Annotated in this window: 17 protein-coding genes and 1 pseudogene; 10 read left to right on the plus strand and 8 right to left on the minus strand. The window is 71.5% G+C overall.

Going from position 1 to position 20,350, the window contains the following annotated elements; translation table 11 throughout:
* Positions 1-64: 64 nt before the first annotated feature.
* A complete protein-coding gene (locus tag EDC02_RS42435; RefSeq protein WP_255500538.1) occupies positions 65-187 on the minus strand; it encodes a hypothetical protein in 123 nt (40 codons plus the stop codon).
* Positions 188-245: 58 nt separating this feature from the next.
* Between EDC02_RS42435 and EDC02_RS24265 the strand changes: the two genes are divergently transcribed.
* Complete coding sequence (locus tag EDC02_RS24265) at positions 246-2,207, plus strand: PhoX family phosphatase (RefSeq protein WP_123603930.1); 1,962 nt, start codon at positions 246-248, stop codon at positions 2,205-2,207.
* A gap of 135 nt (positions 2,208-2,342) precedes the next feature.
* Positions 2,343-4,691, plus strand: coding sequence for an esterase-like activity of phytase family protein (locus tag EDC02_RS24270; protein ID WP_123603931.1), 2,349 nt, complete (start codon positions 2,343-2,345; stop codon positions 4,689-4,691).
* A 108-nt stretch (positions 4,692-4,799) separates the two neighbouring features.
* On the opposite strand, the gene EDC02_RS24275 is transcribed toward EDC02_RS24270, so the two are convergent.
* Together EDC02_RS24275 and EDC02_RS24280 are read right to left on the minus strand one after the other, a co-directional pair.
* Positions 4,800-5,627, minus strand: a complete 828-nt coding sequence (locus EDC02_RS24275) for a helix-turn-helix transcriptional regulator (RefSeq protein WP_123605111.1) — start codon at positions 5,625-5,627, stop codon at positions 4,800-4,802.
* A gap of 263 nt (positions 5,628-5,890) precedes the next feature.
* The gene (locus EDC02_RS24280) at positions 5,891-6,130 is read right to left on the minus strand and encodes a DUF397 domain-containing protein (protein ID WP_123603932.1); all 240 of its coding nucleotides are present in this window, start codon (positions 6,128-6,130) and stop codon (positions 5,891-5,893) included.
* A gap of 326 nt (positions 6,131-6,456) precedes the next feature.
* Here EDC02_RS24280 and EDC02_RS24285 point away from each other — a divergent pair, with 326 nt between their 5' ends.
* From EDC02_RS24285 to EDC02_RS24295, 3 genes are all read left to right on the plus strand, one after another.
* Positions 6,457-6,723: a hypothetical protein gene (locus EDC02_RS24285; RefSeq protein WP_123603933.1), complete on the plus strand. Its 267-nt coding sequence runs from the start codon at positions 6,457-6,459 to the stop codon at positions 6,721-6,723.
* Positions 6,724-6,967: 244 nt separating this feature from the next.
* Entirely contained in the window at positions 6,968-8,116 is a 1,149-nt protein-coding gene (locus EDC02_RS24290; RefSeq protein WP_123603934.1) for a hypothetical protein, read from the plus strand.
* Positions 8,110-9,285: a 4-hydroxybenzoate 3-monooxygenase gene (locus EDC02_RS24295; protein ID WP_123603935.1), complete on the plus strand. Its 1,176-nt coding sequence runs from the start codon at positions 8,110-8,112 to the stop codon at positions 9,283-9,285. Before EDC02_RS24290 ends, EDC02_RS24295 begins: the two co-directional genes overlap by 7 nt.
* Here EDC02_RS24295 and EDC02_RS24300 read toward each other — a convergent pair.
* A complete protein-coding gene (locus EDC02_RS24300; protein WP_123603936.1) occupies positions 9,267-10,223 on the minus strand; it encodes a 50S ribosomal protein L11 methyltransferase in 957 nt (318 codons plus the stop codon). The genes EDC02_RS24295 and EDC02_RS24300 overlap by 19 nt on opposite strands.
* A gap of 82 nt (positions 10,224-10,305) precedes the next feature.
* Here EDC02_RS24300 and EDC02_RS24305 point away from each other — a divergent pair, with 82 nt between their 5' ends.
* Genes EDC02_RS24305 through EDC02_RS24315 form a run of 3 tightly spaced genes read left to right on the plus strand, consistent with a single transcriptional unit; the run spans position 10,306 to position 12,824 of the window.
* Complete coding sequence (locus EDC02_RS24305) at positions 10,306-11,535, plus strand: nucleotide disphospho-sugar-binding domain-containing protein (RefSeq protein ID WP_158632281.1); 1,230 nt, start codon at positions 10,306-10,308, stop codon at positions 11,533-11,535.
* Positions 11,528-12,010, plus strand: a complete 483-nt coding sequence (locus EDC02_RS24310) for an NUDIX domain-containing protein (RefSeq protein WP_123603938.1) — start codon at positions 11,528-11,530, stop codon at positions 12,008-12,010. The genes EDC02_RS24305 and EDC02_RS24310 overlap by 8 nt, the downstream gene beginning before the upstream one ends.
* Positions 11,958-12,824: a Dam family site-specific DNA-(adenine-N6)-methyltransferase gene (locus tag EDC02_RS24315; protein ID WP_123603939.1), complete on the plus strand. Its 867-nt coding sequence runs from the start codon at positions 11,958-11,960 to the stop codon at positions 12,822-12,824. The genes EDC02_RS24310 and EDC02_RS24315 overlap by 53 nt, the downstream gene beginning before the upstream one ends.
* On the opposite strand, the gene EDC02_RS24320 is transcribed toward EDC02_RS24315, so the two are convergent.
* Positions 12,813-13,691, minus strand: a complete 879-nt coding sequence (locus EDC02_RS24320) for an SDR family oxidoreductase (RefSeq protein WP_123603940.1) — start codon at positions 13,689-13,691, stop codon at positions 12,813-12,815. The two genes, EDC02_RS24315 and EDC02_RS24320, sit on opposite strands and share 12 nt — an antisense overlap.
* A gap of 137 nt (positions 13,692-13,828) precedes the next feature.
* Between EDC02_RS24320 and EDC02_RS24325 the strand changes: the two genes are divergently transcribed.
* A complete protein-coding gene (locus EDC02_RS24325; protein WP_123603941.1) occupies positions 13,829-14,290 on the plus strand; it encodes a helix-turn-helix domain-containing protein in 462 nt (153 codons plus the stop codon).
* Positions 14,291-14,365: 75 nt separating this feature from the next.
* Here the strand turns inward: EDC02_RS24325 and EDC02_RS24330 are convergent, their stop codons facing one another.
* Positions 14,366-15,130, minus strand: a complete 765-nt coding sequence (locus EDC02_RS24330; RefSeq protein WP_123603942.1) for a DUF5995 family protein — start codon at positions 15,128-15,130, stop codon at positions 14,366-14,368.
* Positions 15,131-15,366: 236 nt separating this feature from the next.
* On the minus strand, positions 15,367-18,468 hold the full coding sequence (locus EDC02_RS24335; protein ID WP_123603943.1) for a LuxR family transcriptional regulator: 3,102 nt from the start codon (positions 18,466-18,468) through the stop codon (positions 15,367-15,369).
* A 157-nt stretch (positions 18,469-18,625) separates the two neighbouring features.
* Here EDC02_RS24335 and EDC02_RS42860 point away from each other — a divergent pair.
* Positions 18,626-19,321 (plus strand): annotated as a pseudogene (locus tag EDC02_RS42860) (adenylate/guanylate cyclase domain-containing protein); the annotation flags it as partial.
* A gap of 141 nt (positions 19,322-19,462) precedes the next feature.
* Here the strand turns inward: EDC02_RS42860 and EDC02_RS24345 are convergent.
* Positions 19,463-20,134, minus strand: a complete 672-nt coding sequence (locus tag EDC02_RS24345) for a trypsin-like serine protease (protein WP_123603944.1) — start codon at positions 20,132-20,134, stop codon at positions 19,463-19,465.
* Between the last annotated feature and the right edge of the window lie 216 nt (positions 20,135-20,350).

The raw sequence follows: 20,350 nt of genomic DNA on the forward strand, positions 1-20,350 counted from the left end.
GGTCCCGTTACCCCTTCGTGACAAGGGACGGTTCGGCGACGCCCCAGGTCAGGACATCGATCGTTCATCTCGACGTCGCCGTCAGGTCGCACACGCGTTCGCGGGCGGTCCCGGTCCGCTGCATACCGTCCCGGGTGCCGGCGACGCCGTCCAGCCCGGACCCGTCCCTGGCAGATCCGGTCCGCACGCCGCACACGGTATGGCACCGGACCGGGCGGCCCGCTTCCGACCGAGCGAGGATCGACATGTCAATCGACCATGACAGCCACGTCCACACCGACCCGGACGACATCAGCTCGAACCCTTCCGGCAACCGTCCGTTCCACGAGGTGCTCGCCGCCCGTGCCGGCCGCCGCGACATCGTCCGCGGCGGTACGGTGATCGCCGCCGCGGCCTTCCTCGGTGCGGCCGGCGGCGCTCTCGGCACCGACACGCCGGCCAGCGCCGGTGGCCACGGGCACGGGCGTGGCAAGGGCAGGCCCGGCCGACGTGGTCTGCTCGGTTTCGACCCGGTACCGCCGAGCACCGACGACGCCATCACCGTCCCGCCGGGCTACACCGCCGACGTGCTCATCCCGTGGGGCACCCCGCTGCGCAGCCGGGGTCCGGCCTGGCGCAAGGACGCCACGAACACCGCCGGTGACCAGGCCGAGCAGGTGGGCAGCCACCACGACGGCATGCACTTCTTCCCGCTGGGGCGCGGCCCGCTGGGTAGCCGTCGCGGCCTGCTGGTGCTCAACCACGAGTACGTCGACCGGACCCTGCTCTACCCCGACGGCGACGCGGAGATGACCCGGGAAAAGGTCGACAAGGCGCTCGCCGGCCACGGGGTCAGCGTCGTCGAGGTGGAGCTGTCGCGGGGCCGGTGGCGCAACGTCGACTCGCGGTTCAACCGCCGGGTGACCGGCACCACCCCGGTCGCCTTCTCCGGACCGGTGTCCGGCCGGCACCCGGCGCTGCGCGCGAACAACCCACCGATGGGTACGTTGAACAACTGCTCGCACGGGGCCACCCCGTGGGGCACCTACGTGACCTGTGAGGAGAACTGGAACGGGTACTTCGGCACCGAGGATCCGCAGTGGTCGCCGACGCCGGAGCAGGCCCGGTACGGGGTCAACGCCGCCGGGTTCGGCTACCGTTGGCACCTGGCCGACCCGCGCTTCGACGTGGCGCGCAACCCGAACGAGTTGCACCGCTTCGGGTGGATGGTCGAGATCGACCCAATGAACCCGCGGTCCACCCCGGTGAAGCGGACCGCACTCGGCCGGTTCAAGCACGAAGGTGCCACCTTCTGGGAGTCGCGCGGTCGGGTCGTCGTCTACAGCGGCGACGACCAGGACGGCGAGTACCTCTACAAGTTCGTCGGTGACGGTCCGTGGCGGATGCAGCGGGCGCTGGGCCGCAGCCCGTTGGACCACGGCACGCTCTACGTCGCCCGGTTCGACGACGACGGCAAGGGCGTCTGGCTGCCACTGGAGCACGGAAAAGGTCCACTCACCAGGGCGAACGGCTGGCAGGACCAGGCCGACGTGCTGCTGCGGACCCGGGAGGCCGCCGACGCGGTCGGCGCCACCGCGCTGGACCGCCCGGAGTGGGTGGCGGTCAACCCGAAGAACAACGACGTCTACCTGACCCTGACCAACGGCACCGGCTGGCCCGGTGAGGTGAACCCGCGCACCCCCAACCCGTACGGGCACATCGTCCGCTGGCGGGAACGCGGCTGCGACAACACCGCTACCAGCTTCGAGTGGGACGTGTTCATGCTGGCCGGTGACCCGGCGTACGACCCGCAGGTGCGGCTCGACGAGACGAACATCTTCGGCTCGCCGGACGGGATCTGGTTCGACGGCGACGGGCGGCTGTGGATTCAGACCGACGTGTCGAACTCGACGCAGAACCGGCCGGACCGGGGACACGACAACATCGGCAACAACGCGATGCTGGCCGCCGACCCGCGTACCGGGGAGATCCGGCGGTTCCTGGTCGGCCCGCGCGGCGCGGAGATCACCGGGGTGGTCACCACCCCGGACCAGCGGACCATGTTCATCAACGTGCAGCATCCGGGCGAGTCCACGACGTACTGGGGCAGCCCGACGCCGGAGGACCCGCGAGCGGTGAGCAACTGGCCCGACTTCGACCCGGCTGGCCGGCCCCGGTCGGCGACCGTGGTCATCCGCAAGGCCGACGGCGGGGTCATCGGCAGCTGACCGCCCCTGTCCACCCCTGCTCATCATTCGAGCCCGACGTACGGGCTCCGGGAGCCGCGGCCGATCTCGCCGACCGGTCGCGGCTCCCGTCGTATCCCGCCAGGACTACCCCCTCGACCGCATCGGAGCCCAGGCATGCGTACCCGAAGAAACCCGGCGGTGCTCGCCACCGCCACCACCGCCGCTGTCCTCTGCGCCGCCGTCGCGCTGACCGTTGCGCCCCCCGGTGGCGCGGCGGCCGGTCACCGTCCCGTCGGAGGCGGATCCGCCGTCTTCGACCGCACCGCCACCTACCCGGTGTTCCACAACCGACCGGCCGGCGAGGACCCGACGGCCGAGACCGTCGCGGAGATCTCCACGGTCAGCCCGGACGGTCGGACGATGATCTACACCGACGCCGCCGGGCGGCGGGTCGGGTTCCTCGACATCACCGACCCGCGCAACCCCCGCAGTCTCGGCACCCTCTCGCTGGCCACGCTCGGCAACGCCGAGGACGAGCCGACCTCGGTCGCGGTGGTCGGCCGGTACGTGCTGATCGTCGTCAACACCAGCGTCAGCTACACCGCGCCGTCCGGCCGACTCGACGTGGTCGACCTGGCCAGCCGTACCCGGGTGCGCAGCATCCCACTCGGCGGCCAGCCCGACGCCATCGAGGTCAGCGACAACGGCCGTTACGCGGCGATCGCGATCGAGAACGAGCGGGACGAGGATGCCACCCCGCTCGGCGGCGACGAAGGCGACCTGCCGCAGCCGCCGGCCGGGTTCCTGCAGATCGTCGACCTGACCGGTCGCCACCCGGCAACCTGGTCGACCCGTACGGTGTCGCTGACCGCGGCCGATGGCAGCGCGCTGCCCGGTCTGGTCGCCGCCGGGCTGGACACGCCGGCCGACCCGGAGCCGGAGTACGTGTCGATCAACGGTCGTGACCAGGTCGCGGTGACCCTGCAGGAGAACAACGGGGTGGTGCTGGTCGACCTGCGCAGCGGGCGGATCACCAAGGCGTTCAGCGCCGGGACCGCCACGGTGACCGGCATCGACACCGCCGACGACGGGGTCATCGACCTGACCGGCGCGTTCACCGGCCTACCCCGGGAACCGGACGCGGTGGCCTGGATCGACGACCGCTACCTGGCGACCGCGAACGAAGGGGACTGGAAGGGCGGCACCCGGGGCTGGTCGATCTTCGACAGCCGGACCGGCCGGGTGGTCTGGGACGCCGGTAACTCCTTCGAACACCTGGCGGTGCGCCACGGGCTGCACAACGACAACCGGGCCGACAACAAGGGCACCGAACCGGAGGGCATCGCGGTCGCCACGTTCGGCCGCACCCGGTACGCCTTCATCGGCTCCGAACGGAGCAACTTCGTCGCCGTCTACGACCTGACCAGACCGACCAGGCCGGTGCTGCGCCAGGTGCTGGCGACGACCAACGGCCCGGAGGGGCTGCTGCCGATCCCGTCCCGCGGCCTGCTCGCGGTCTCCAGTGAGGTCGACGACGCCGAGGCCGGGGTACGCGCTGCGGTGAACCTGTTCCGGCTGGGTACGGGCACCCCGTCGTTCCCGACGCTGGTCTCGCAGACCAGCGGCTGGGGCCCCGACCGGGCGCCGATCGGCTGGGGCGGGCTCGGCGCGCTCACCGCCGTTCCCGGCAAGCGACACCAGCTGTACGCGGCGAGCGACGCCCTCTACTCGCCGACCCGGATCTACACCATCGACACCCGACGCAGCCCGGCGCGGATCGTCGACGATCTGGTGGTCCGTGACGCGTCCGGCGAGCCGGCCGGCTACGACGCCGAAGGCCTGTTCGCCCGGCCGCAGGGCGGCTTCTGGCTGGTGTCGGAGGGTGCGACCGGTGCCGCCAACCAGCTGGTCCGGCTGGACCGCTCGGGGGTGACCCGACAGGTCGTGTCCCTGCCCGACGAGGTGGCCACCGGGCTCGGCAGCCAAGGGCTGGAGGGGGTGACCGCGCTGACCGACCGGCGTGGCCGGGAGCAGGTGTGGGTGGTGTTGCAGCGGGGCGTGGCCGGTGATCCGGCCGGGGTGGTCCGGCTCGGCCGCTACGACGTACGCGGCGGCACCTGGGCCTGGTTCGGATACCAGCTGGAGAGCACCGATGTCGCCGGCGACTGGATCGGCCTGTCCGAGATCACCTCGGTCGGCGACGGCCGGCTCGCGGTGATCGAGCGGGACAAGCTCAGCGGGCCGGCCGCCCGGGTCAAGCGGATCTACACGGTCGACGTACCGACCGGCGACCCGGCCCCCGGCCGGTTGCCGGTGCTGCCGAAGCGGCTCGCCTACGACGTGCTGCCCGACCTGCGGGCCGGCAACGGGTGGACGCAGGAGAAGCTGGAAGGGCTCACCGTCGGCGGGGACCGGCAGGTGTACGTGGTCACCGACAACGACGGGGCCCAGGACGCCACCGGCGAGACGGTGTTCCTCCGGCTCGGCTCGGCCGACCGGGTGTTCGGTCGGGGTCGACGCTAGTCCGGCCCCGGGTCGCCGGCGGGTCCGGCACCGGGTCGCGGGCGTGGCACCTACGGTCGCGCCCGCGACACCGGGCTGTCGACCCAGCCCAGATCAGGGTCTGTCGGCTCAGGTCAGGTCACGCAGGATCTGGTGGAGCAGGTCCTGGGTACGGGCGGGCGGGTCGGCCTCGACGCAGAGCCGCTCCATCGCGGCGGCGTAGTGGTCGACGTCCTCCCGCTTGTCCAGGTAGATCGCGCTGGTCAGTTGTTCGATGTAGATGATGTCGGGCAGGTCCTGGTCGGCGAAGCGCAGGATGGTGAAGGCTCCGCCGGCGGCCGCGTGCCCGCCGGCGTCGAACGGCACGACCTGCAGCCGTACGTTCGGTAGCTTGGTCGCCTCGATCAGGGCGCTGATCTGGTCGCGCATCACGGCCTGGCCGCCGATCGGCCGCCGCAGCACCGCTTCGTCGATCACCGCCCACAGGTTCGGTGGCTGCGGCCGACGGAGCAGATCCTGACGCTCCATCCGCAGCTCGACCCGGCGTTCCACTTCGTCGGCCGGGGCCCGACCGTGTCCGAGTAGGACCACCGCACGGGCGTAGTCGCGGGTCTGCAGCAGGCCGGGTACGAACTGGACCTCGTAGCTGCGGATCATCTTGGCGGCCGCCTCCAGCCCCAGGTAGGACTGGAACCAGCTGGGCAGGATGTCGCCGTACCGGTGCCACCAGCCGGGCGTGTTCGCCTGCCGGGCGAGCCCGAGCAGCGCTGTGCGTTCCCGCGAGTCGGTCACCCCGTAGAGGGTGAGCAGGTCGGTGACGTCGCGTTCCTTGAAGCCGACCCGGCCGAGCTCCATCCGGCTGATCTTCGATTCGGAGGCGCGGATGTGCCAGCCGGCTGCCTCCCGGCTCACTCCCTGGCTCTCCCGGAGCCGCCGCAACTGCGCGCCGAGCAGCATCCGCAGCACGGTCGGCCCAGTCGCCGATCCGCCATCTGGCTGGGCCGTCATCGTCACCCACCGACCTCCGGACACCGTCACGTCGTATGGCAGCTACTCTTGGCGAGTAAGCATGCCATGACCTGAGGGTGATCCCTAAGGCCCCGTCGGTCCGGTCCGACCAGTGGACACCGCCGGCCCGGACGGTCGTCACCGATTACACCCAGGGATCGGTAGCCGTTCCGGATCGGCCCAGCGGATCAGGCCCCCCGGCGGGATCGATCCTAGCGAATCAGGTCGTCGAAGTCACCGTCCCGGGCGCCAAGGATGAACGCCTCGATCTCGGCACGGGTGTAGATCAGCGCCGGACCGTCCGGGAAGCGGGAGTTACGCAGAGCAATCCCGCTGCCACCGGGCAGCCGGGCAAGCTCGACGCAGTTCCCGCTGGGGTTGCTGCGGCCACTCTTGCGCCAGGCGAGGGTCGGCAGGTCGGTAATTGGAACGTCACTATCCGGCTTATGCATACATACAATCCAAATCGGACATTGTCGCAACAGACGTAGGACTCCAGGGTCAGCCGCGCCTCGTCGCGGAAGGGTCAAATGCACGTGCATCTGCTCTTGCGCCTGCAAGGTATTGCGAGCATGATAGCGCACGTGAACTTGTATCCGGCGGTTTACCCACCGTGATGAATAATCGGACATTCGATGACATCACCCCCGATAAGGCCAGGGGCGGCGTAGACGATGATGCACGCAGAGTCACCAATCTGCGGGCCGGTCAGCTGCCTCCGGCGTCATCCGACGGCAGCAGCCACGAGACACACCGCGCGCAGCGAGACAGGAGGGCGATGAGCATGCCGGCTCCCATCCTCAACCCCAACCAACGCGACCCCCGGGACGTCTACCCGACCGACCGGTACCAGCCGTCCGACCCGGTCTGGGTCTACCGCGGCGGCACCTGGTGCGCCGGGATCGTCGAGACCGCCTCAGCCGGCGCGGCGACCGTCACCTACCGCCCCACCGGCTCGCGTGGCACCGGGGTGGACACCATCACCGCGCCGTACGTGCTGCCACGGGCCGAGACCGACCCGATGCTGGACCGGGTGCACCGTTGACGGTCGCCCGCCCACCGGACGGCCCCGACCGCCCCGCCGGTCGCCCGACTCAATATCGCGCCGCTGACGTGCACAAAGTCACCACTCAGTAGGCGAAAAACTACACAGGGATTGACAGCAATCAGAGCAGCCGCGAGAATTTGCGAGCATTGTGGATCACCGGCGGCGCGGTGAATAGGCCACTCCGCCGGCACGGTATTGCGACACCGTACCCATGCCCGGAAGCCACCAGAAGGGCTGCCCTGTGTCTGATGGCGCACTATGCCTACCCTATCCGGAGCTGCTGCCGGCGAACCGGCACCGACTCCGCGCGGCGATCGCCGACGGCCCCCACACCTCGGCCCCGGAGCCGCTCGACAGCGTTACGTCGGGCGGCCGGGTCGACCCAGCATCCGTCGACTACCAGGAAGTCGACTACCAGGAACATGACCGCTACTTCCAGATCCGCCGTACCCGCCAAACGCCGGAATCGGCGTTTCTCCACGCCTTGGCAATAGCGCATTTGGCAGTTCGAGAAAACGTCGACGAAAATGGGCTTTCCCAGCTCAGCGACGGTTACATCGCCCAGCTGTGGCTCGGGCTGGAAAGCCTGTACCGGTACGCGGGCCACGACATCGGCAACCAGCCGACCGGCGTTTTCGACCAGCCCGTCGAACGCCCGCTGCGCCACCCGCAGTCGGACGGTACGGACCCGGATGACTCCGACGCCGCCGCCGACCGTTGGCTGATCGGTCACCAGTTCTTCTTCACCCTGATGCAGGGGGCGATCACCGGGCTGAACTGCTTCCTCGGTGCCAGCGCCGACGGCGACGAGGCCGAGGCGCGCGCCGCGCTGCGGGTCGCCACGGCGTTCATGCGCAGTTCGGCGGCGGCCTTCCGATTCACCTCGGACTTCTCACCGGTCGACTACGAGCGACTGATCCGTCCGGCGATGGCACCACCTGCGGTGCGGGCCGGCTTCAGTGGACTGCAGACCCGCGACCACGCCCACCTCATGGCGCTGTTCACCGAGGTCCGCGCGATGCGGTCCAAGATCGGCCCGGCCCGATTGGGTAGCGCCTTCGACGAGTTCGTCGAAGCGACCGTCGAGGCGTACGAGGCGCACCAACTGATCTGCGCCCGGTTCGGCGGCGATGTGCTGCCCAGCCTGCGGATGGCCGCCCGGTCGGCGGGGCGCAGCACGTCTCCGGGGGTGCAGGTGGTACGGCAGATGATGCGGGCCCGGCTGTTCGCGCTGCACGGCAGCCACCGGGACCGGACCGACGGGGGCGGGACACCCGGTGGGCCCGAGTGCGGGACGCCGGACACCGGTCCGGGTGGCCACGGAGGCGGAACGCCCGGCGCGGACGCCGGTGGGCAGGTCGACCAGCCGGCCGGCGGTGACCGGTGCTGAACGAGCGTACCCAGGTCGGCGTCATCGGCGCCGGACCGGCCGGGATGCTGCTGGCGGTGCTGCTGCGCCGGGCCGGGGTGGACTGCGTGGTGCTGGAGCGTCGGGACCGCGAGTACGTCGCCAACCGTGCCCGGGGCGCCACCGTGGAGCACCGGGTGGTCGACCTGCTGCGCCGGCACGACCTGGCCGGCAACCTGCTGCGGACCGGCGCGGTCGAGGACGCGGTGGAGTTCCGGCTCGGCGGGCGGCGCTACCCGGTCCGCTACGAGCCGCTGGCGGGCGGCCGCAGCCACTACATCTACCCGCAGCAGTTCCTGGTCCGCGATCTGGTCGACGCCTACCTCGCCGACGGCGGTGACCTGCGGTTCGAGACCGCGGCGGAGGCGATCGACGACCTGACCGGGCAGCCCCGCATCCGGCTCGCCGACGGCCGTGAGCTGCGCTGCGACGTGGTGGCCGGCTGCGACGGCGAGTACGGCGTCGCCCGGCGGGCCATCCCCGCCGGGGCGCTGCGTTGCGCCGACTACCAGTACGACTACGCCTGGCTGTCGGTGCTCGCCGAAGCCCCGCCGTCCAGCGACTGCGTGATCAACGCCCTGCACGAGTCCGGGGCCTGCGTACATGTCCGCCGGACGCCGACGGTCAGCCGGTTCTACCTGCAGTGCGGGCGGGACGAGACCCGGGCGGACTGGCCGGACGAGCGGATCTGGAAGGAGGTCCGGATCCGGCTGGCCCTGGACGAGCCGTGGACGCTGCACACCGGGCCGGTCACCGACACCGGCACCGTCCGGATGCGCAGCCTGGTCTGCGACCCGATGCGGTACGGGTCGTTGTTCCTCGCCGGCGACGCCGCGCACATCGTTCCGCCGGTCGGTGGCAAGGGCTTCAACCTGGCCCTGGCCGACGCGCAGGAGCTGGCGCTGGGGCTGATCGAGCGGTTCACCACCGGCGACCACCGCCGGTCGGACGCCTACTCGCAGCACCGGCTGGCCCGCATCTGGCGGGCCCAGGAGTTCGTGCACTGGATGATGGACCTGGTGAACACCCCCGGGTACGGCACGGCCGACGCGGCGTTTCTGCACCGGGTGCAGGCGGCGCGGCTGACCCGGTTGGTCGACTCACCGGCCTACCTGGCCGCGTTCCTGGAGGACTACGTCGGGTGGTGGTGACTGAGGACGTTCGTCGCCCGCCACGTCGCACCGGTGCCGAAGACCAGTTCCTGCCCCGGGCCGACGTGGCGCGGGCCGGCCAGCGGGCTGTACGACTCGCTGGTCCACAGCGGCACTCCGGCGTACCGCAGCTGCTGGGTCCAGATCACCCCGGTCAGCCGCCCGGCGGCGGTCGCGGTGAGCCGTACCCGGTCGGGGAATCCGTCGAACGACGACGCCTGGTAGTCCACCGTCACCCAGTCCTCGGCGGCGGTGAGCAGCCGCACGTCGCCTCGCGGGAAGCGCAGCGCGCCGGACCGGGTCGGCGACCGCCAGGCCGGGACGACCCCCTTGGCCGGCCGGGCGGCGCGCATCGCGACCCCGTCGCGGACCGCGTCCACCAGCGGCTGGAAGTCCCAGCCGTACGCGCCCTGCAGCGTCTCGGTGGCCTGGGCCAGGTCGACCAGCTCGGTCGGCAGGTCCCAGTCCAGCCGGTCGCAGCCGGTGGCCAGGTAGCGCACCTCGCCGGGCAGCACCCGGCAGTCGGCCGTGCCGAACCGGCGACGCAGCTCGACGACCAGCCGGGAGCGCTCCTCGTCCAGCAACGGGTTGTTGGTGTGGATCATGCCGAGCAGCACGTCGAACCGGCCGCCGAGGTCCTCCGGGTCGAGATCGGCGAGGTCGGACTCGACGAAGGCGATCCGGTCGGCGACCCCGTTGTGCCGGGCGATCCGCTCGGCCATGCCGACATGGTGCCGGTCGACCGCGACCACCTCGGCGGCGCCCGCGTCGGCGGCGATCAGCGCGAGCAGTCCGCTGCCGGTGCCGGCGTCGAGCACCCGGTCACCGGGCCGCACCGCGCTGCGGACCGCGCGCTGCACGTTGTGCCCGCGGTCGATGCTCAGTAGCAGTCGCAGGTGCAGCTCCGGCGTGAACGGGATGTCCGTCGGCCCAGCCATCGGTGAACTCCCTCTCGCGAAACCGGATCAATCACGATAAATTATCCATTGTCGACTCATGTGTCAACCGGAAGGTTCCTCGGTGCGCGTCCTGTTCACCAGCCCGCCCGGAGTCGGGCATCTCTTCCCCACCGTGCCGCTGGCCTGGGCGTTGCGGGCCGCCGGCCACGACGTACTGGTCGGCACCGCCGCCGAAGGACTGGCCGGCGCGGCCCAGGCCGGTCTGCCGGCGGTGGACGTCGCCCCCGGCGCCCCGATCGCCGCCGTGTTCGGCACCGGCACCGGCACCACCGCCGAACTGGCCGCCCGGATGCGCGAGCGGGGCCGGCGGATCGCCGCTGCCGGCAGCCGTACCGACCCGTTGCTGCTGGAGACCTTCGGGCGGGTCTCCGACCTGATGGCGGACGGCACGCTGACATTGGCTCGCTGGTGGCGGCCGGATCTGGTGGTGCACTCCCGGCTCCATCCGGCCGGGCTGCTGGCCGCCCGCGCGCTGCGGGTGCCCGCCGTCGAGCACGGATTCAACCTGTTCCGCGAGGAGGCGCTGGCCGCCCGGTTCCTGCCGTACCTGGCGGCGGCGTACGAGCGCAACGGCGTACCGCTGGAACTGCCCGACCGGGTGGTCCTGCACCTGGCGCCGGCGGAGCTGATGATCGGCGACGGCGACGGATGGTCGATGCGGTACGTACCGTACAACGCCGGCGGTGCGCTGCCGGACTGGCTGCGCCTGCCCACCGCGCGCCCCCGGGTGCTGATCACCCTCGGCACCGTGGTGCCGGCGCTGGCCGGGTTGACCGGTCTGCGCCGCACCATCGACGCCGCCGGGCAGACCGACGCGGACTTCGTGCTGGCCCTCGGCGCCGACGCCGACGTGGCCGCGCTCGGGCCGCTGCCGGGCAACGTCCGGCCCGCCGGCTGGCTGCCGCTGCACCAGGTGCTCGCCGGCTGCTCCGCCGTGGTGCACCACGGCGGCTCCGGGACGATGATGGGCGCGATCTGCTCCGGGGTACGGCAGCTGGTCCTGCCGCACGGCGCCGACCAGTTCGGCAACGCCGACCTGGTCCGACGGCACCGGCTGGGCCTGGGCTGCGCACCCGAGGAGGTGACCCCGCAGCTGCTCGCCGAACTGCTGGCCGAGGACGGTCCGGCCAGCGGGGTGGCGGACGCGGCCGAGCTGATGTCGAGGCTGCCGGCACCGGCCGAGATCGCCACCCGACTCGCACATCCGGGTGGAATCGACCGCCACGCCGATGAGCTTGCGGCACTGACTCCCGCCGCCGGCGGTTCGGCCGCACACTGGACCGATGGGTGACGTCGCCGCGGTGCTACTGGTCGATCCGGCGGGTTCCGTCCTGCTGCAGCTGCGGGACGGCAACGCGCCGAGCCATCCGCACGCCTGGTGCGTGCCGGGTGGGCACTGCGAGCCCGGGGAGACACCGGAGCAGACGGCGCTGCGCGAACTCGCCGAGGAGACCGGGTTGCGGCCCGAGCACGGGTTGCGGTTGTTCTGCCGCCGGCAGCTGAACCCACAGCGTACGGCGCATTACTACTTCGGCTCGACCCGTGCCCGGCAGTGCGACGTCCGGCTCGGCGAGGGTGCCGCGATGGAGTTTCTCCGGCCGGACCAGATCAGCGACGGCCGGCCGTTCGCTCCCGGCTCGGCGAGCCTGCTCGCCGAGTTCCTCGCCTCGCCGCACTACGCCTGGCGGGTCACCGCCCCGTATGATCCGCTCCATGATCCGGACCGGCGCCAGGTCCGCGCGCTCCACCACCAGGGCGGACGGTAGGTCGTTCCTCAAGTGGGCGGGCGGGAAGACCCGGTACGCCGCCGCCCTCGTCGCCGCCGCGCCGCCGTTCACCGGCAGCTACCGGGAGCCGTTCCTCGGCAGCGGGGCGGTCTTCTTCGAGCTGGCGCCGCAGCGGGCGGTGCTCAGTGACGCCAACCCGGAGTTGATCGTCTGTTTCCGGGAGGTCGCCCGCGACCCCGAAACGGTGATGCGGCTGCTGGACGAGCAACCGAACACGCCGGAGCACTTCGCGGCGGTCCGCCGCCGCTCGCCAGCGGACTGTTCCGATCTGGAACGCGCGGTCCGGGTGATCTACCTGAACAAGACGGCGTTCCGTGGGCTGTGGCGGGTCAACCGGCGGGGCGAGTTCAACGCACCGTACGGCGCCTACGACCGGCCGTACTACAACCGGCGGGTGCTGCTGGACGCCGCGCACGCGCTGGCCGGCGCCGAGCTGCGGGTGGCCGACTTCGCCGAGCAGCTCGACGAGGCCGCCGCCGGCGACTGGGTCTACCTGGACCCGCCGTACGTCCCGCTCGGCGGCTGGGCGGACTTTCGGCGGTACACCTCGACGCAGTTCGGGCCGGCCGATCACGTGCGGCTGCGGGACGCGATGGTACGGGCCAGCCGGCGCGGCGTCCGACTGACCCTGACCAACAGCGACACGCCGTTCGTGCGGGAGCTGTTCGGCGCGGATTTCCTGATCGCCCGGATGGCGACCCGCCGGGACATCAACCTGCAGTCGGCGAAGCGGGGCAGCTGGGATCTGCTCGTCACCAACTACCAGCTGCCGGACGGCGAATCAGCCCGGTAGGCCGGCGAGGGTGGCCCGGACAGCTTCGCCGAGCGACGTGGTGGGCCGGCCGATCAGCCGGGCGAGGTCGCCGCTGTCGGTGGTCAGGTCGCCCCGGGAGATGCCGACGTCGGAGGCGGCCAGCATGCTGGCGAACGCCTCCGGTACCCCGGCGTCGGTCAGCGCCTTGGCGTACACGTCGGCCGGAAGATCCTGGTAGCCGACCTCCCGCCCGCTGTGCCGGCTGATCTCGGCAGCCAGCTCGGCCAGGGTGAACGGCTCGTCGCCGCCGAGCTCGTAGACAGTGCCGGTGGCGACGGCGGGTGCCGGGGCGGTCAGCACCGCGGCGGCGGCGGCGGCGAAGTCGGCCCGGGTCGCGGCGGCGACCCGACCCGAACCGGCGGCGCCCAGCACGCTGCCGGTGGCGAGCGCCTGCGGCAGCACCGATCCGGTGTAGTTCTCCAGGTACCAGCCGTTGCGCAGCAGTACGTACGGCAGGCCGCTGTCCCGGATCATCTGTTCGGTGGCGAGGTGTTCGGCGGCCAACGGGACGCTGCTGGTGTCCGCCTTGAGGATGCTGGTGTACGCGATCAGGTCGACTCCGGCCGCCGTCGCCGCCGCCACGGCGTTGCGGTGCTGGTCGATCCGCCGGCCGACCTCGCTGCCGCTGATCAGCAGCAGCTTGCTGGTCCCGGCCAGGGCCGGCCCGAGGGTCTGCGGCTGGTCGTAGTCGCCGTGCCGGACCTGTACGCCGCGCGCGGCGAGGTCGTCGGCCTTGTCCGGATTCCGTACGACGGCGACGATCTGCGCCGGTGACAGTCCGCCGTCCAGCAACTCGTCGACGACCAACCGACCCAGCTGGCCGGCGGCACCGGTGACAGTGATCATGTCAGCTCCCTACGTCCCTGTGGGGCGGCCCCCACGATCGCCCTTGCCCACCAGCCTGCACTAACTTTTTGAAAGCGCAAGCGAACTGGTAAGTGCTGTGGTCTATTCGACACATCACTGGGAGATACCCTGGAAACATGGCCAGCCGGTCCGCGCCCGCGCCCGCGCCGCACACCGAACCCTGCCCGCCGACCGACCACCCGCCAACCGACGACCTGACGGCCGACGACCCGACGGCCGACCTGGTGACCGACGTCTTCGCCCGCGACTGCCCATCACGAGCCATCCTAGACCACATAACAGGCAAATGGGGCACACTGGCGCTGGCTGCCTTGTTCGCCGGCAACTACCGGTTCAACGCGCTGCGCCGCCGGGTCGACGGCATCAGCGAGAAGATGCTGGCTCAGACCCTGCAAGCGCTGGAGCGCGACGGGATGGTCGTCCGGGACGTCCAGGCCACCATCCCGCCCCGCGTCGAGTACAGCCTCACCCCGCTCGGCCGCGCCGTCGCCGGCAAGCTGGCCGACCTGATCGAGCTGGTCGAACGCGAGATGCCGACGGTGCTCGCGGCCCGGGACAGCTTCGACCGGACCGCCTGACCACGGTGCCCGCCAACAGCGGGTACCACCGGCAGCGGGCCGGCCGGCAGCCGGCCGGGCGTCACTGGAGCAGCGTCACTGCAGCAGGCTGCCCACCGGCGAGAGCAACGCCCAGCCCAGGAAGGCGGTATGCCGGTCCATCCGCAACCGCTCACTCTCCAACGTCGTCGGGTCGTCCCGCATCGGCCACATCCGGGCCGCATCCCGCCAGGCGATGTCCCGGGTAAACTCCACCAACCGGTTCTGGTACCAGTCGTCGACCTGCCCGTTGAGCCGGTCGAGGCAGATCTGCCAGCTGCTCAGGTAGCTGCGCCGCAGCTGCGGGATCCGGTCGAAGAAGATCTCGTTGATGTAGAGGTAGTCGCGGTGCTGCTCGGCGTTGTCCGGGCCCGACCCGAGCTTGGCCCAGGTGCTCATCAGGGCGAACGGTAGGTCGTAGTTGATGTGCGCGTTCACCCCGGCGGCGGCCGACGGCAACGACCGTACGCTCTCGTCGCGCAGCCGGCTGAACAGCACCTCCCAGGCCGCCGGGGTGTCACCCCGGTTGCCCCAGCAGCGCAGCGCCGCGAAGTACCGCTCCGCGAACTCGATGTCCAGCAGGGTGAGGAAGGCAGGGTCGGCGAACTCACCGGCCTGCAGCCGCTCGTCGATGGTGCTGGTGATCACCCAGTAGAGATGGTTGAAGTCGGCCACCGGATTGTCGCTGTCACTCGGCGTGGCTGCCTCGAGCAGCTTCTGCAGCGCCGCCAAATCCTCGACCACGCCAGCGACGTCGGTCGGCCGGTGGTTGAGGACCTCGATGATCTGGTCGTGCACGTGACCCCAGCGGAGTTCTGGCATCGGACACCTCCAGTCTGCAGTGCTCCCTCGCCCCGGGCGGGCGGTCGTCACCGAAACGGTCGGTCCCTACAGTGGCAGCCGCTGCCAACCTGCAGGTATCGGCGCAACGACGGGTGTCTCACTGGCCGATCCCGCCGCCCCGGTGTGCGGTTTTCCGGCGGAGACGTCAACCGGCCGGGGTGGACCGACCGGTCGGCGGCCGCTACGCACCGGACTGGCAGGTTTACAGTCGGGTATCAGGCACGCGGCTGGTTACGCATGAACACCCGAGTCGCCTCCACCCGCGTCCTGACCTGCAGCTTGTTGAGGATGTTCGACACGTGCACACCGACCGTACGCTCGCTGATGAACAGCGCCTCGGCCGTAGCCCGGTTGGTCCGTCCCTCCGCGACCAGTTCGAGCACCTGACGCTCCCGGTCGGTCAGCACCGCCAACTCGTCCGGACCACCCGGGGTGAGCACCTGGCCGGCCCGCTCGACCATCGAGGTCCGCTTCGCGCGATCGTTGACCAAGGCCCGCGCCACCCGTTCGCCGACCGTCGGCGGACTGGTCAGACCCGCCCGCAGGGTGACCCGTTCCTGGCTGTCCACCTCGGGCATCGGCTCCGGCTCACCCGCGCTCAGCGTCACTCGGGCGCGGCGTGCCAGGGCCTGGATCTCCTCAGTGAACGGACGGGCACCGAGCCGGCGGGCGGTCCGGTACGCCGCCTGCAGCGCCCGGGTCGCGTCCGCGTTTCGGGTACGGATCGCGTACAGCGCCTCGGCCTGACGCAACCGGGCGTACGCCGCCGGGTACGGATGGCACCGCCGCTCCCAGACCTCGGCGGCCCGCGACCAGAGCGCCGGGTCCGACCGGCCGTCGATCCGGCTGATCTCCGCGGTGCAGAGCTCCCGGTAGCCGATCACCGCGTCGCGTACCGGCGCCGCGGTGTCCGTGTTGCTGCTGCGCTCCATCCGTCCGACCACCTTGACCAGGCGTTGCACCGCCTGCGGGTCGATCGGTGTCCCACTGGACCGGGCCTCCGCCTCGGCCCGCAGCCCGTGCCAGACCAGCGGCGCCTGCAACCAGACGTCACCCGAGTGCCGCTCGGCCAGGTCGATCCCCTGCTGCACCGCCTCCCGCGCCTCGGCGTGCCGGCCACGCCACATGGCCAGTCCGGCGCGCAACGTCAGCAACGGCAGCATGTGCCGTACCCCGCCACCGGCGGCCAGCAGGGTCTCGATCGCCTCCAGGTCGGCCTCCGCACCGTCGAGGTGACCGAAGCCCACATGGATCCGGCAGCGGGCCAGCAACAGCTCGACCGCGTCGGCCCCGGACGGCCGGTGCCGCAGCGCGGCCGTGATCACCTCCTCGGCCTCGCTCCACCGGCCGAGCCGGAACAGCCCGTTGGCGGCGGCGGAGAGCAACCGGGTGCCGTAGGTACGGGCCAGCCCGACCCGCTCGGCGCGCTCCGCACCGTGGCGGGCGACCGCGACACCCTCCTCCAACTCGTTGAGGTGTCCACTGAGCAGCTCGGCGAGCTGCAGGTCGGCGACCGCGACGTCCGCCGGACCGCCGGACAGCTCGGCGGTACGCCGCGCCTGCCGAACCGCTTCCTTGCCCGCCGCCGGGTCGTTGAGGTAAGCCTGGCTGTAGCCGAGGGTCACCCCGGCCAGCACCATCGCCGAGGCGCAGTCGGGCACCCCGACGGCCAGGTCCAGCGCGTTCTGGGCCCGCCGGCCGGCGTCGGCGTACCGGCAGAGTTGCAGCAGCAGATCGGCGGAGTGCGCGGCGGCGGCGACCCGCTCACCGGCACTGGCGTCGGCCGCCGCCAGCGTCCGGTCGTACTCGCGCTCCGCCTCGGCCAGCTGACCGACCGCCGTCAGGTACCGCGCCCGCAGGGTGTACAGCCAGGACGGCGGCGGACCGAACAGGTTGGTGGCCAGCTGCTCCAGCAGGGCCAGCGCACGCTCGTGCTCGCCGCTGCGGTGCGCCGCCTCCGCCGCGCGTCGGCCCAGCGTGGTCGCGTCGAACTCGACCAGCCAGGCCGGCGGGACCTGGTTCGCCAGGTCGACCGCGCTGGCCCAGTGCTCGAACGCCTCGGCGAAGCCGTACAGTCGCTCCGCCTCCTCGGCGGCGGCGACCACGGCCGGCAACGCCCGGGTGGTCTCGCCCGCCTCCCGCCAGTGGTACGCCAACCGGGCGTGCTGCAGGTCACCGGTGGGGCCGGCGGCGATCGCCTCGGCGTACCGCCGGTGCCACCGGACCCGCTCCCCCGGCAACAACCGCGGCTCCAGGACCTCGCGGATCAGCGGGTAGCGGAACCGGTACCCGTCCGGCTCGGACAGCAGCACCCGTTGGCCGACCGCCTCGCGTACCGCCTGCAGCAGCCGGTCCTCGCCGAGCTGGGCGACCCGGGCCAGCAGGTCGTGGGCGACCGGCTCGACGCCGGCGGCGACCGCGTGCGACACGAGCTGGGCGTCGGCCGGCAGGGCGTCGACGTGGGCCAGGGTGATCTCGCTCAGGGTCTCCGACAAGCCGTCCCGGCCGTCCCGGGCGTCCCGGACCAGCTCCTCGGCGAGGAACGGCACCCCGCCGCTGCGCCGCCACACCGACTCGGCCAGGTCGGGCTCCGGGTCGCCGCCGAGCAGCTCCGCGACGAGTTGGGCGGTCTCCGCCCGGTCCAGCGGCTCCAACTCCAACACGTGGACCGCGCCGGAACGCGACCGGGACCGGCGCAGCTCCAACAGCATGCGGCGAATCGGGTCGTCGCCCCGCAGCGTCTCGGTCCGCGCGGCGCCGAGCAGCAGCAGCCGGACGTCCCCCAGCCCGGCGAGGAGGTAGAGCAGCAGATGCCGGGTGGTCAGGTCGGCCCACTGCAGATCGTCCATGACCAGCACCAGGGTCCGTCCGGCGGCGACCGCGCCGAGTCCACGGGTGAGCCGTTCCAGCAGGTCACCGGCTCCGTCGGGATGCCGGGCCTCGCCGTCCAGTACCGAGATCAACTCGTGGGCGGCGGCGCCGGACAGGATGCCGGCCCGGCCGGCCGCCGGCTGATAGCGCCGCAGAGCCTGCCGAAGTGGGTGCAGCGGTGACGAATCCCCAATGTCCAGACATGCCCCGGACAACACCAGCGCACCGGCAGTACGTAGCCGGTCGCTGGCCGCGCTCAGCAGCCGCGACTTGCCGATGCCGCTCTCGCCCATGACGAAGACCGCGGCCGTGTTCCCCCGCTCGACCCTACGTAGCGACTCATGCAAGACCTGCAGCTGAGCCTGCCGCCCGACGAAGGGAACTTCGTCGGAGCTGGGGGCCAGCGACCTGCCATCGCGTGACTGTGTCAATCCGATCACCGACATAAAGGGTGGGAGTATCTGACATACGTCGTTCTACAGATCCTAGGGCTGCGCTGGGCTGCGACCGTTTCAGCCATCCGTCCCGTACGTCGGTCCACACGGACCGGATCAGGTCCACCCGGGAGCGGACTGAAGCACCACCACCGCGCAGGAGGCGATCATGAGGACGCTCCGCCGCAACTCCCGCCGCCCCACCGGCCCGACCCACGCGGCCGGCCCGATCTGCCGTACAGCCGCAAAATCGACCCACCGTTACTGTGACAACTGCGGAGCGCGACGGAAACCGCCATCTGGCTGGTCCGTTCCGGCCGCCCGGACCCGCCGCCGCACGGTAAGCGTGCTCTTCGTTGACATGGTCGGCTTCACCGCCCTGTCCAGTCGGCTCACTCCGGAGGAGGTCCGCGACGTGCAGCTGCGCTACTTCCACGCGGTACGGACCGTGATACGACGGTGGGACGGCGTGGTGGAGAAGTACATCGGGGACGCGGTGATGGCGGTCTTCGGCCTCGCCGGCAACAACGATGATCACGGTGGTGGTGGTGACGGTGGCGCGTACCCGGCGGTGCGGGCTGCTCTCGAACTCGCCGACGCGGTACGCCGTACCGACTTTCCCGACGGCGCGCGGGTACGGATCCGGGTCGGGGTAGCCACCGGAACAGCGGCCGTCGACACCGCCGGTGCGGTCGACGGCGGAGTCGGATTCCTCACCGGCGACGTGATCAACGTAGCCGCGCGGCTGCAGGCGCATGCCGCCCCAGGCGATGTCGCCGTGGCCGCGGAAACCTACCGCGCCGCCGGCACGAGACTCAGGTTCCACCAGCAACCACCGATGTCGATCGCCGGCCGCAGCGAGCCGGTACAGGTGTGGCGGCCGGCGCCGGTTCGGCGGCCGCTGCGGGCAGCGGCCGCCGAACCGGCGAATCAGGTGGTACGCGAGGCGCCCACCGGCCCCCCGCGTACCGAACGGCCGGCGCCGGCCGCTCCGGTCATCGCAGACTCAGACCCCGGTCACCGAGCGAATCCAGCTCCGGCTGGACGCCACCGAGGCGTAGTTCTGGTACGTCGACCCGTTGCCGGTCGAGCAGACACCCACCTGCTGCCCGTTGTAGAACTGCGGACCGCCGGAGTCGCCCCGCCAGGCCACGCCGTTCACCCCGGTGCTGCGGATCGCCGGGCCGCCGTACGCGTCAGACGCGCCGTTGGTCGTGGTCCGCACCGAGGCGACCTTGAGCTGCGCCGAGGCATCACAGTTGCTGCAGGTCCGGCCCCAGCCGTAGATGGTGTTCGTCGAGCCGACCGGTGGGTTGCTGGACGCCAACGTGACATAGCTGGTGGAGACCGCCGAGCTCAGGTAGAGCAGGCCGAGGTCGTACCGGCCGTACGTGGCGCTGACCGTGCTGGTCGCGCCGCCCGAGGAACGGTAGACGCTGCCCACCCGCACCGACATCGACCCGCCGAGACAGTGCCGCGCGGTCAGCACCCACCGTGAGGCGATGATCGAGCCGGAACAGGCGAACGAGCCGTTCTGGAAGACGGCGGCCGCCCACGGTGCCGAGGAAACCGTGCCGCCACCGATGATCTGTTGCGGTGCCGCAGCCGCAGCGGACGGGGCCACGAACGCGGCGGCCAGTGCGGTCGCGGCGATGGCCAGGGTGAGTCGGATACGCAAGGCTGGCTCCTTAACCGAAGGGGTTGCCCCGGGTGATTCCGGGCCGGTCGGGCCGGCGCCCCACGACGGGTTCCGTCGGTGGACACCTGCTGTCCGGCGACGCCGGGCAGGCGCCGCACCGGCGACGCGAGTCGCGCATCGGTGATGCCAGAGATTAGGCTTCGGCGGTTTCCGCGACAAGACTCCGGGCCGATTATTTCGGATGGCGTCCTACGG

It is taken from the genome of Micromonospora sp. Llam0 (assembly GCF_003751085.1).
Lineage (GTDB): Bacteria > Actinomycetota > Actinomycetes > Mycobacteriales > Micromonosporaceae > Micromonospora_E.